This window comes from Mycolicibacter sinensis (assembly GCF_001667945.1).
GTDB lineage: Bacteria > Actinomycetota > Actinomycetes > Mycobacteriales > Mycobacteriaceae > Mycobacterium > Mycobacterium sinense_B.
On record NZ_LZJK01000126.1, the window covers coordinates 1 to 11,851 of the forward strand.

The window sequence follows — 11,851 nt, forward strand, 5'->3', positions numbered from 1 at the left end:
TCGGTGGTGGGACACGACGGCAACGCCGTGCCGGTCGCCGGCACCGTCACCACGGTGGCACCCACCACCGTGATCGAAGCCCCGCCCACCCGGGCGCGGTCGGCCTCGGTGCTGCGGGACCCGCTGGCCCTGGTGCTGATCTTCGTCACGGTGATCGCGCTGGCGCTGGCCGGTTTGATCGGCGCCGAGCTGATCGCCCGCCGGATCGCCGACAACAAGGTGGCCAAGGCCACCGAATGCGTGGTGCACGACAAGGCCAAAGTGTCGTTTGGGGTGACGCCGCCGTTCCTGTGGCAGCACTTCACCGGCAACTACACCAACATCTCCATCCACACCGCGGGCAACCAGGTCAAAGACGCCCAGCAGATGACCGCAGACCTGAACATCTCCGACGTCGATCTGCACGGCACCGGTGACTCCAAGGGCACCATCGGCGCCCTGGACGCCACCTTGACCTGGCCGGCGGCCGGCATCAAGGAGACCGTCCAGTCGATGGTGCCGATCCTGGGCAACCTGGTCTCGGATCTGAAGACCAACGCCAAGGACGGCACCGTCGAACTCAATGGGGCGTTCGGCCTGGCCACCGTGGTGGTCAAGCCGGAGGTGGTCGACGGCGCGGGAGCCGCGGGTGGGCTGGGAATCCGGGTGGTCGGCTCGTCGCGGTGCGGGCCGCTGACCGGCATCTGCCGGGTCGGCGACGCGGACGGCTCCGGCCGAGGTGGCGTGATGCCCTCGGTGGGCTGGTCGGGCTGGCCGGTGGGGCGCGCCCAAGGTGACTGGTCGCCGTGGGAAGGTCCGGGCGGATTGCTCACCCGCGCGATTCTGCCTTACCGACCTGAACAAAGTCCGCACGATTGCTCAACACCGCCAGCGTTCGGCGGGCGGTGGCGACCGCGTCGAGGTCGAGGTCGCAGACCAGCAGCTGCGGTTGCGGGCCGGCCGCTGCCAGCACCTCACCCCACGGTGAGGCGACCAGGCTGTGGCCGACCCCAGTCGGTGCACCCGACGAGTTCGCCGGGTCGGGGCCACCGGGTTCGGCCTGCCCGGCGGCGAGGAGGTAGCTCGTCGAGTCCAGCGCCCGCGCGCAGGCCAGCAGTTCCCACTGCCGCAACTTGCCCGGCCCGGCGCCCCACGAGGCGCACACCGCGATCAGCTGGGCGCCGCGGTCGGCCAGCTCGGTGTACAGCTTCGGGAACCGGATGTCATAGCAGGTGGACAAACCGACACCGACGCCGTCGACATCGATCACCACCGGATCGAATCCTGGTGCGACGGTACGGGATTCGGTGAAGCCGAACGCGTCATACAGATGGATCTTGTGGTAGTGCGCCTCGGCTGCGGGCCCGGCTGCCAGCAGGGTGTTTCGCACCCGCGCGTCGTCGGCCGGGGTGAACATGCCCGCGACGACGGTGATGTTGTGCTGCGCCGCGATCTGCCGCACCCGATCCGCCCATGGCCCGTCGAGCGGTTCGGCGACCGGGCCCAGCGGCACCCCGAACCGGCACATGGCGGCCTCCGGGAACACCACCAGCTGGGCGCCCTGGGCCGCGGCCCGCTCGGTGTAATCGGCCACCAGCTGCAGGTTGTCGGCCGGGTCGGTGCCGCTGAGGATCTGCGCCAACGCAATCCGCATGGGTTCAGACTAATCCGGCGTCGGTTAACCGCCCTGCTGCAGCCACATCGAGGTGAACCGTTGCTCGGCGGTCATCAGCTCGGTCAGCTGGCTGCCGATGAAGTTCTCGATCTTGCCGCCCACCAGCGGGATGTCGACCTGCACCGTCGCGGTCAGGCGCAGCGCGCAGCCGCCGGCCGCCGGTTCGAGCACCGCATCCCCGGACAGCTTGGCCGGGGCGCCGACGATCTTGCCGGTGACCTCGGCGTGTGCCCGCCCGTCGCGGATCGGACGCCACCGCTCGTGGCGTGCCACCTCCAGGTCGCCGGGATGGAACTGGGCGGCCAGCGCCGGCAGCTTGTCGCGGTGAATGCCCTGGGTGGTGGCGACGTCGACACCGCCGTCGGTCCCGACGCTCATCGCGTCCAGGGTGGCGGTGTCGGCGCCCGAATCGGCCAGCCTGGCCAGCCAGTATTGCTCGTCGGCGAATGCGGCATACACCTGCTCGACGCTTGCCGGATAGTGCTCGGACAGCGTGAATGTACGCGGCATAGCTGGTCAGGCTACCGTTACCGGCCGTGGCGGGTTCCGAGTTCGCGGGCGCGCGTGTCGCCGAGGCGGTGCCGCTGGCGCCGTTGACCACGTTGCGGGTCGGGCCGGTCGCCCAGCGGGTCATCACCTGCGCCGACGCCGAGCAGATCGTGGCCACCGTGGGTGAACTCGACCGGGCCGGGGTCCGCCCGCTGCTGCTGTCGGGTGGCTCCAACGTGGTGATCGCCGACGACCTGGCCGACCTGACCGTGGTACTGCTGGCCAACGACGGCATCGAGATCGACGGCAACCTGCTGCGGGCCCAGGCCGGCGCGATCTGGGACGACGTGGTCGCCCGTGCGGTCGCCGCGGGCCTGGGCGGGCTGGAGTGCCTGTCGGGCATTCCCGGTTCGGCCGGGGCGACCCCGGTACAGAACGTCGGGGCGTACGGCGCGGAGGTCGCCGACACCTTGACCCGGGTGCGGCTGCTGGACCGTCGCACTGGCACCGTGCGCTGGGTATCGGGTGCGGAGTTGGGCTTCGGCTACCGCACCAGCGTGCTGAAGTACTCGGATGCGGCCGTGGTGTTGGAGGTGGAATTCGCCCTGGACCCCGCCGGGCGCAGCGCGCCGCTGCGCTACGGTGAACTGGCCACTGCATTGCAGGCCTCCGACGGCGACCGCGCCGACCCGGCCGCGGTGCGCGCCGCAGTGCTCACGCTGCGCTCAGCCAAGGGCATGGTGCTCGACGCCGATGATCACGACACCTGGAGTGTGGGCTCGTTCTTCACCAATCCGGTTGTGCCGCACGGTCTCTACCGGGAGATCGCCGACCGGGAGGATGGTCCGGTGCCGCACTGGGACGCTGCCGGCGGTGTGAAGCTGGCGGCCGGCTGGCTGGTGGAGCGGTCCGGCTTCGGTAAGGGCTATCCAAGCGACGGGCACGCGGTCGCCCGGTTATCGACCAAGCATGCGCTGGCGCTGACCAACCGGGGCGGCGCCACCACCGCCGACGTGCTGGCGCTGGCGCGCACTGTGCGCGACGGGGTGCGCGCGGCGTTCGGCATCACCTTGCACCCCGAACCGGTGCTGGTGGGCTGCACGCTGTAACGAACATCGCAGGTGGTCACCCACACCGGCCGGTATCTTGGGATGCCGTGAACCTGAACCGGCGAAGGGCTCTGGCCGCGCTGGCGGCCGGGGTGCTGGCGCCGCAGGCGTTGGCGGGCTGCTCCAGCCGCGCCGGCAAGAGCGCCGACAAGGCGCCGCCGGCCGCGCCCGCCCTGAACTTCGAGCCCCCGGTCGGCCAGACCGACGTGTTGCCCACCGCCGAAGTCGCCGTCACCGTCACCGACGGCTGGTTTCAGCGGGTGGCGCTGACCAGCCCGGCCGGCAAGGTGCTGTCCGGGACGTTCAACCGGGACCGCACCCGCTACACCGTCACCGAGCCGCTGGGCTACGACGCCGTCTACACCTGGAGCGGCTCGGTGGTGGGACACGACGGCAACGCCGTGCCGGTCGCCGGCACCGTCACCACGGTCACACCCACCACCGTGATCGATGGTGGATTTCAGCTGGCCGACGGGCAGACCGTCGGTGTCGCGGCGCCGGTGATCCTGCAGTTCGACGCGCCGATCGCGGACAAGGCGGCCGTCGAGGCGGCGCTGACCGTCACCACCGAACCACCGGTGGAGGGCGGTTGGGCCTGGCTGCCCGATGAGGTGCAGGGCGCCCGGGTGCACTGGCGTAGCCGCGACTACTTCCCGGCCGGAACCACCGTTCGCGTCGACGCCAAGCTGTACGGCCTGGCCTTCGGTGACGGCGCCTACGGCGCCCAGGACATGTCGCTGGAATTCTCGATCGGGCGCCGGCAGGTGGTGAAGGCCGAAGTCTCCTCGCACCGCATCCAGGTGATCCGCGACGAAGGCGTGATCATGGACTTCCCGTGCAGCTACGGCCAGGCCGACAAGCCGCGCAACATCACCCGCAACGGCATCCATGTGGTCAGCGAGAAGTACGCCGACTTCTACATGTCCAACCCGGCCGCCGGCTACAGCAACATCCACGAGCGCTGGGCGGTCCGCATCTCCAACAACGGCGAATTCATCCACGCCAACCCGGCCAGCTCCGGTGCCCAGGGCAACACCAACGTCACCAACGGCTGCATCAACTTGTCGACCGAGGACGCCGAGCAGTACTTCCACAGCGCGATCTACGGCGACCCGGTTGAGGTGACCGGCAGCTCGATCGAACTGTCCTACGCCGACGGCGACATCTGGGACTGGGCGGTGGACTGGGACACCTGGCGGTCCATGTCGGCCGTGCAAGCGGACTCGTCGGCGCCGCCGTCGCCCCGGACCTCGCTGCCCAGCACCGCGCCGGCCACCCCGACCGACGCGCCGACGCTCTCGGGCACCCCGACGACGCCGTCGCCGAGCGCTACACGATCCGGCGGTTAGCGAAGCTCGACGAAGGAGAGCCGAAGCTGGACCGCCGCATCAAACCCGGCGGTTAGCGAAGCTCGACGAAGGAGAGCCGAAGCTGGACCGCCGCATCAAACCCGGCGGTTAGCCCGCGTGGCGCTGGCCTGGTCGCGGGGGCGGATCACGATCTGGTCCAGGTCGACGTGCGGGGGCCGGGAAGCGACGAACCCGATCACCTCGGCGATGTCGGCCGCCGTCAACGGAGTCAGTCCGGCATAGACGGCGTCGGAGCGCTCGCGGTCACCGTCGAAGCGCACCAGAGAGAACTCGGTGTCCACCATGCCGGGCGCGATCTCGGTGAGCCGCACCGGTTTTCCCAACAGCTCGCCGCGCAGCGTGCGGTGCAGCGCGCTCTGGGCGTGCTTGGCCGACGTGTAACCGGCGCCGCCGTCATAGATCTCGAACGCCGCGATCGAGGTCACAGTGACGACCAGGCCGTCACCGGAGGCAATCAGCTTCGGCAGCAGCGCACGGGTCACCTGCAGCGTGCCCAGCACGTTGGTCTCCCACATCCACCGCCAGTGCTCAAGGTCGGCCTCGCCGACCGGAGCCAGGCCCTTGGCCCCGCCGGCGTTGTTGACCAGCACATGTATCGAATCGGCGACCCGGTCGCAGGTTTCGGCCAGCGCCGCGACCGCGGCGGCGTCGGTGACGTCCGCCACGACGGCGGTGCCGCCGATCTCGCGGGCCAGTGCGGAGATCCGGTCGGCGCGGCGAGCCACGGCGATCACGTGAAAGCCTTGCCCGGCAAGGGTTCTCGCGGTCGCCTCGCCGATACCCGAGCTGGCCCCGGTGACCACGGCGACCGGTTGCCCGGTGCGCTGATGCTGCGCAGGTGTCGTCATCGACCCAACTTTAGTGACCGTGATACATTTCTCCGTTATGTACCGCAGTGCCCGCTATCTGACAGCGGTCTGTCTCCTCGCCGACGGCGCCTGTTGTCGCTGCGCATGTTGCCGCGCTTGACCTGCTGCGAATAGCGCTCCCTGATCGGAGAGTTCGCCGGGTCGTAGCTGCGGCCAGGCCCCATTCGGACTTTCCAGACAAGGACACAGCGTGCGCACCACCTCTCTCACCACCCACCGCTCCACTCACCGCAACGGCGCTCTCCGCGCGCACCCGCGCGTCGTGCCGCCGTCACTGCAGCTGCCCGAGACCGCCGGCGCCGCCGTCTTCGCCGCGGTGCGCCAGCGCGGCCCGATCGCCCGGGAAGCCATCGCCGGCGCCACCTCGCTGAGTGTGGCCACGGTCAACCGCCAGGTCAGCGCGCTGCTGCAGGCGGGTCTGCTGCTGGAGCGCGCGGATCTGGCGACCTCCGGCGCGATCGGGCGCCCGCGGCGGCCGGTGGTGGTCAACCACGAGCCGTTCCTGGTTCTGGGTCTGCACATCGGGGCCAAAACCACCAGCATCGTGGCCACCGACCTGCTCGGACGCACCCTCGACGTCGTCGAGACACCCACCCCGGCCAACGGGGCGGCGCCGGCGCTGGCCTCGCTGGCCGCCAGCGCCAGCCGGTATCTGACCCGCTGGCAGAAGCGCCGGCCGCTGTGGGTCGGGGTGGCGACCGGCGGCGCCGTCGACAGCAGCACTGGCCACGTCGACCACCCCCGACTGGGCTGGACCGCCGCCCCGGTCGGGCCGGTGCTGGCCGAGGAGCTGCGGCTGCCGGTGTCGGTGGCCTCCCACGTCGACGCGATGGCCGGTGCCGAACTGCTGCTGGGGGTGCGCCGGCCGGTGGCCGGCAGCTCCACCAGCCTCTACGTCTACGCCCGGGAGACGGTCGGCTACGCCCTGGTGATCGGCGGGCGGGTGCACAGCCCGACCAGCGGTCCCGGCACCATCGCCGGCCTGCCGGTGTCCTCGGACCTGCTCGGCGGCTCTGGACAGCTGGAATCCACCGTCAGCGACGAGGCGGTGCTGGCCGCCGCCCGTCGGCTGCGGATTCTGCCGGACGGCAGCGGCGCGGCATCGGCGGCGGTGACCGGCCTGGTGCGCGAGGCCCGGGCCGGCAACGAACGGGCCGGCGCGCTGCTCACCGAACGCGCCCGGGTGCTCGGCGAAGCGGTGGCGCTGCTGCGGGACGTGCTCAACCCCGACGACCTGGTGGTCGGCGGCCAGGGCTTCACCGAATACCCGGAGGGCATGGCCGAGGTGGAGCGGGCGTTCGCGGAGCGTTCGGTGCTGGCCGGGCGCACGATCCGGGTCACCGCATTCGGCAACCGGGTCCAGGAGGCCGGCGCCGGCACGGTGTCGCTGGGCGGGCTCTACGCCGATCCGGTCGGGGCGATGCGCCGCTCCCGCGGGTCGGTGGCCCGAGCGGTCCCGGAAGTGTCGGCCTGACCGGACCTGTAAAGATGGCGGGGTGGCGAGTGGCGTCGGATCCGATGTGCGCCGGGTAGCGGTGCTGTCGGTTCACACCTCGCCGCTGGCCCAGCCCGGCACCGGCGATGCCGGCGGCATGAACGTCTATGTGCTGCAGAGCGCGCTGCACCTGGCCCGCCGCGGGGTGGCCGTGGAGGTCTTCACCCGCGCCACGTCCTCGGCCGATCCGCCGGTGCAACACGTCGCACCCGGTGTGCTGGTGCGCAACGTGGTGGCCGGGCCGTTCGAAGGCCTGGACAAGAACGATCTGCCCACCCAGCTGTGCGCGTTCGCCGCCGGGGTGCTGCGCGCCGAGGCCGCCCATGAGCCCGGCTACTACGACGTGGTGCATTCGCACTACTGGCTCTCCGGCCAGGTCGGCTGGCTGGCCGCGGATCGGTGGGCGGTGCCGCTGGTGCACACCGCGCACACCCTGGCCGGGGTCAAAAACGCCGCCCTGGCCGCCGGTGACACCCCCGAACCGCCGCTGCGCACGGTCGGCGAACAGCAGGTCGTCGACGAGGCGGACCGGCTGATCGTCAACACCGACGACGAAGCGCGCCAACTCGTCGCGCTGCACGGCGCCGACCGCGGCCGCATCGATGTGGCCCACCCGGGCGTCGACCTGGAGGTCTTCCGCCCGGGCGACAAGCAGCAGGCCCGGGCCGGCCTGGGCCTGTCGCCCGACGAGCCGATCGTGGCCTTCGTCGGCCGCATCCAGCCACTCAAGGCGCCCGACGTCCTGCTGCGGGCCGTCGCCAAGCTGCCCGGGGTGCGCGTGGTGGTGGCCGGGGGGCCGTCGGGCAGCAGCGGGCTGGCCGCTCCCGGCGGCCTGGTTCGGCTGGCCGGCGAACTGGGTATCAGCGACCGGGTGACGTTCTTGCCGCCGCAGTCCCGGGAGGAGCTGGCCACCCTGTTCCGGGCGGCCGATTTGGTGGCGGTGCCGAGCTACTCCGAATCGTTCGGCCTAGTAGCTCTGGAGGCGCAGGCCTGCGGAACGCCGGTGGTCGCCGCGGCCGTCGGCGGGCTGCCGGTGGCGGTGCGCGACGGGGTGACCGGGAAGCTGGTGGCCGGACACGGCATCGAGGCATGGGCGACCGCCATCGACGACCTGCTGCGCCTGGGCTCCGGGCCCCGCGGCTGGGCGATGCGGCGGGCCGCCGCCGCCCACGCGGCGACGTTCTCCTGGGAGCGCACCGTGGATGCCCAGCTGAGCAGTTACACCAGCGCGATCGAGGACTTCGCCGCGGCCCGCGGGGCGCGGATGCGGGTGGTCGGGTCGGCGCGGCGGCCCCGGCGCTGGCCGGCGCGACGCGGGGCGCGGGCGTGAACCCCGACGACGTCCGTCAGCTCATCGAGGACACCCTCAAGGCGGCCGAGCTGACCTACTCGGAGTTCCCGGGCGCGCACGGCGGGCTGCCGGGTCTGGTCGTCGAGTTGCCGGGCGAGCGCAAGCTCAAGACCAACACCATGCTCAGCGTGGGCGAGCACTCGGTGCGCGTCGAGGCGTTCGTCTGCCGCAAACCCGACGAGAACCATGCCGGGGTGTACCGGTATCTGCTCAAGCGCAACCGCCGGCTCTACGGGGTGGCCTACACCCTCGACAACGTCGGCGACATCTACCTCATCGGCCGGATGGCGCTGGCGTCGGTGACCGCCGAGGAGATCGACCGGGTGCTCGGGCAGGTGCTCGAAGCCGTCGACTTCGACTTCAACACGTTGCTGGAGTTGGGATTTGCCTCCTCCATCCAGAAGGAATGGGAGTGGCGGGTGTCCACCGGGCAGTCGCTGAAGAACCTGCGGGCCTTCGAGCATTTGATTGACAAGGACGACGACTGAGACACTGACGCCCATGTCTGACACTGCCACGCTGGTGCTGCTGCGCCACGGAGAGAGCGAATGGAACGCCAGCAACCAGTTCACCGGCTGGATGGATGTCAACCTCACCGACAAGGGCCGCGCCGAGGCGGTCCGCGCCGGTCAGCTGCTTGTCGAGCACGACCTGCTGCCGGACGTGGCCTACACCTCGCTGCTGCGGCGGGCGATCACCACCGCGAACCTGGCGCTGGACGCCGCCGACCGGCACTGGATCCCGGTCCGGCGCACCTGGCGGCTCAACGAACGCCACTACGGCGCGCTGCAGGGTCTGGACAAGGCCGCAACCAAGGCCCGCTACGGCGATGACCAGTTCATGACGTGGCGGCGCAGCTACGACACCCCGCCGCCGCCGATCGAGGCCGGCAGCCGCTACAGCCAGGACACCGACGCCCGCTACGCCGACATCGGCGGCGGCCCGCTGACCGAGTGCCTGGCCGACGTGGTGGCGCGCTTCCTGCCGTACTACACCGACGTCGTCATCCCGGACCTGCGGTGCGGCAAGACGGTGCTGATCGCGGCGCACGGCAACTCGTTGCGGGCGCTGGTGAAGTACCTCGATCGGATGACCGACGACGAGGTGGTTGGCTTGAACATCCCCACCGGCATCCCGCTGCGTTATGACCTGGACGCCGACCTACGTCCGCAGGTCGCCGGCGGTGTGTACCTGGACCCCGAGGCAGCCGCAGCGGGGGCCGCTGCGGTGGCCAGCCAGGGCGCCAAGTAGCCCTAGCTGGCCCTCCAGTGTGAATTCCGGGTGGAAACGGGGTGAAATCTTCCCCCTGAATTCACACTCGGCGCACGTCGTGGTCGAGCGCTGGTCAGATAGGGCGGTCAAACTGCGTACGATTTTGCCGTGGCTGCGACCTCGGCGCTGACGCTCGCTGCGGTGTCGGCACTACCGGCGCTCGCGGCCGGCGTGGCGGCTGGTTTCTGGCTGGCGCCGCGGCTGGCCGAGCGGCGCCGCCGGGTGGTCACCGAACGGGCGGGGATCACCGTCTCGCAGATGCTGCAGCGGATCGTCGCGCATGCCTCGTTGGGGATCGCCGTCGTCGACACCCACCGCGATGTCGTCTACCTCAACGAGCGCGCCTCCGAGTTGGGGCTGGTGCATGACCGGCTGCTCGACGATGTCGCCTGGGAGGCCGCACAGCGGGCCCTGGCCGGTGAAGAAGAGGTGGTGTTCGACCTCTCGGCGGCCAAGCGGGCGGCCGGGGCTACCCGATCAGAACTGTCGGCGGTGCGCGGGTACGCCCGGTTGCTGTCCGACGAGGATCGCCGGTTTGCGGTGGTGATCGTCGACGATCAATCCGAACAGGCCCGAATGGAAGCCAGCCGGCGCGACTTCGTGGCCAACGTCAGCCACGAACTCAAAACGCCGGTCGGGGCGATGGGCCTGCTCGCCGAGGCACTGCTGGCCTCAGCCGACGACCCCGAGGCGGTCCGCCCGTTCGCGGAGAAGGTGCTGCTGGAGGCGAACCGGCTGGCCAGCATGATCGGCGAGCTGATCGAGCTGTCCCGGCTGCAGGGCGCCGATCCGCTGCCGGACCTGGGCGCCGTGGACGTCGACAGCGTGGTCAACGAGGCGATCTCCCGGCACAAGGTGGCCGCCGACAACGCGGAGATCACCATCACCACCGACGCCCCGAGCGGCTTTCGGGTGCTCGGCGACGAGCCGCTGCTGGTCACCGCGCTGGCTAACCTGGTGTCGAACGCGATCGCCTACTCACCGCACGGCTCGCCGGTGTCGATCAGTCGCCGCAGCCGGGACGGTTTCGTGGAGATCGCGGTCACCGACCGCGGCATCGGAATCGCGCGCAAGGACCAACAGCGGGTCTTCGAGCGGTTCTTCCGCAGTGACAAGGCGCGCTCGCGGGCCACCGGTGGCAGCGGGCTCGGGTTGGCGATCGTCAAGCACGTGGCGGCCAACCACAACGGCACCATCACGCTGTGGAGCCAGCCGGGCACCGGTTCGACGTTCACTCTGGCAATTCCCGCCTACCAAGCCGATTCGGAGCGAAGGGATGAAGAGCAGCGATGACATCTGCTGTCGACGATGCAGAGCGGAGCGTGCGGAGCGATGAGGAGGAGCAGCAGCGATGACACCTGCTGTCGACGATGCAGAGCGGAGCGTGCGGAGCGATGAGGAGGAGCAGCAGCGATGACATCTGCTGTCGACGATGCAGAGCGGAGCGTGCGGAGCGATGAGGAGGAGCAGCAGCGATGACACACGTGTTGATCGTTGAGGACGAGGAGTCGCTGGCCGATCCGCTGGCGTTCCTGCTGCGCAAAGAGGGGTTCGAGGCGACCGTGGTCACCGACGGAACCGCGGCCCTGGCCGAGTTCGACCGGGCCGGCGCCGACATCGTCCTGCTGGACCTGATGCTTCCGGGGATGTCGGGCACCGACGTCTGCAAGGCGCTGCGGGCCCGCTCCAGCGTGCCGGTGATTATGGTCACTGCCCGCGACAGCGAGATCGACAAGGTCGTCGGGCTGGAGCTCGGTGCCGACGACTACGTGACCAAGCCGTATTCGGCCCGCGAACTGATCGCCCGGATCCGCGCGGTGCTGCGCCGCGGCGGCGACGACGAGGGCGGCGTGGGCGAGGGCGTACTGGAATCCGGCCCCGTCCGCATGGACGTCGAACGGCATGTGGTCATGGTCAACGGTGAGCAGATCACCTTGCCGCTCAAGGAGTTCGACCTGCTGGAATACCTGATGCGCAACACCGGCCGGGTGCTCACCCGCGGCCAGCTGATCGACCGGGTGTGGGGCGCCGACTACGTCGGCGACACCAAAACCCTGGATGTCCACGTCAAACGACTCCGGTCCAAGATCGAGGCCGATCCGGCCAACCCGGTGCACCTGGTTACCGTGCGCGGCCTCGGATACAAGCTGGAGGGCTGAGCCCGCAGCCGGTGGCTGATGGGTGACCTAACTTGCTCGTTGCGGTCGTCGTCGCCGAAAATCACGGAATTGACGTCCTCGTT

General features: G+C 70.3%; 11 protein-coding genes and 2 pseudogenes. 9 read left to right on the top strand and 4 right to left on the bottom strand.

The genetic code is table 11. The features are described 5' to 3' along the window. Nucleotides 1–254: hypothetical protein (locus tag A5694_RS24705; protein WP_234787936.1), on the bottom strand; the 254-nt coding region annotated here is incomplete at its 3' end. Between A5694_RS24705 and A5694_RS24710 the strand changes: the two are divergent. Continuing rightward, nucleotides 244–612, top strand: a pseudogene (locus A5694_RS24710) (LmeA family phospholipid-binding protein); the annotation flags it as partial. The gene A5694_RS24705 and the pseudogene A5694_RS24710 sit on opposite strands and share 11 nt — an antisense overlap. 196 nt (nt 613–808) lie before the next feature. Here the strand turns inward: A5694_RS24710 and A5694_RS16130 are convergent. Then, on the bottom strand, nt 809–1,633 hold the full coding sequence (locus A5694_RS16130) for a carbon-nitrogen hydrolase family protein (RefSeq protein WP_064922953.1): 825 nt from the start codon (nt 1,631–1,633) through the stop codon (nt 809–811). Between the two features lie 24 nt (nt 1,634–1,657). Further along, a complete protein-coding gene (locus tag A5694_RS16135; RefSeq protein ID WP_064922955.1) occupies nt 1,658–2,164 on the bottom strand; it encodes a DUF2505 domain-containing protein in 507 nt (168 codons plus the stop codon). 26 nt (nt 2,165–2,190) lie between these two features. Here A5694_RS16135 and A5694_RS16140 point away from each other — a divergent pair, with 26 nt between their 5' ends. Then, nucleotides 2,191–3,252, top strand: a complete 1,062-nt coding sequence (locus tag A5694_RS16140) for a UDP-N-acetylmuramate dehydrogenase (RefSeq protein WP_064922957.1) — start codon at nt 2,191–2,193, stop codon at nt 3,250–3,252. Between the two features lie 5 nt (nt 3,253–3,257). Beyond that, nucleotides 3,258–4,601 (top strand): L,D-transpeptidase, encoded by a 1,344-nt coding sequence (locus A5694_RS16145; RefSeq protein ID WP_064922959.1) that lies wholly within the window; start codon nt 3,258–3,260, stop codon nt 4,599–4,601. Nucleotides 4,602–4,696: 95 nt separating this feature from the next. Here the strand turns inward: A5694_RS16145 and A5694_RS16150 are convergent, their stop codons facing one another. Further along, nucleotides 4,697–5,470: an SDR family NAD(P)-dependent oxidoreductase gene (locus tag A5694_RS16150; protein ID WP_064922961.1), complete on the bottom strand. Its 774-nt coding sequence runs from the start codon at nt 5,468–5,470 to the stop codon at nt 4,697–4,699. A gap of 211 nt (nt 5,471–5,681) precedes the next feature. Here A5694_RS16150 and A5694_RS16155 point away from each other — a divergent pair, with 211 nt between their 5' ends. From A5694_RS16155 to regX, 6 genes and pseudogenes are all read left to right on the top strand, one after another. Then, nucleotides 5,682–6,965 (top strand): ROK family protein, encoded by a 1,284-nt coding sequence (locus tag A5694_RS16155; protein WP_064922963.1) that lies wholly within the window; start codon nt 5,682–5,684, stop codon nt 6,963–6,965. A 14-nt stretch (nt 6,966–6,979) separates the two neighbouring features. Next, a pseudogene (gene mshA, locus A5694_RS16160) lies at nt 6,980–8,316 on the top strand (D-inositol-3-phosphate glycosyltransferase). Further along, on the top strand, nt 8,313–8,825 hold the full coding sequence (locus A5694_RS16165) for a YbjN domain-containing protein (protein ID WP_064922965.1): 513 nt from the start codon (nt 8,313–8,315) through the stop codon (nt 8,823–8,825). The pseudogene mshA and the gene A5694_RS16165 overlap by 4 nt, the downstream one beginning before the upstream one ends. A 13-nt stretch (nt 8,826–8,838) precedes the next feature. After that, nucleotides 8,839–9,588 carry a phosphoglyceromutase gene (locus A5694_RS16170; protein WP_064922967.1) on the top strand — a complete coding sequence of 250 codons (750 nt, stop codon included), beginning with the start codon at nt 8,839–8,841 and terminating at the stop codon, nt 9,586–9,588. Between the two features lie 129 nt (nt 9,589–9,717). Then, nucleotides 9,718–10,902: a sensor histidine kinase gene (locus A5694_RS16175; protein ID WP_064922969.1), complete on the top strand. Its 1,185-nt coding sequence runs from the start codon at nt 9,718–9,720 to the stop codon at nt 10,900–10,902. Nucleotides 10,903–11,084: 182 nt separating this feature from the next. Continuing rightward, on the top strand, nt 11,085–11,768 hold the full coding sequence (gene regX, locus A5694_RS16180) for a two-component sensory transduction protein RegX (RefSeq protein ID WP_064922971.1): 684 nt from the start codon (nt 11,085–11,087) through the stop codon (nt 11,766–11,768). Nucleotides 11,769–11,851: the final 83 nt, after the last annotated feature.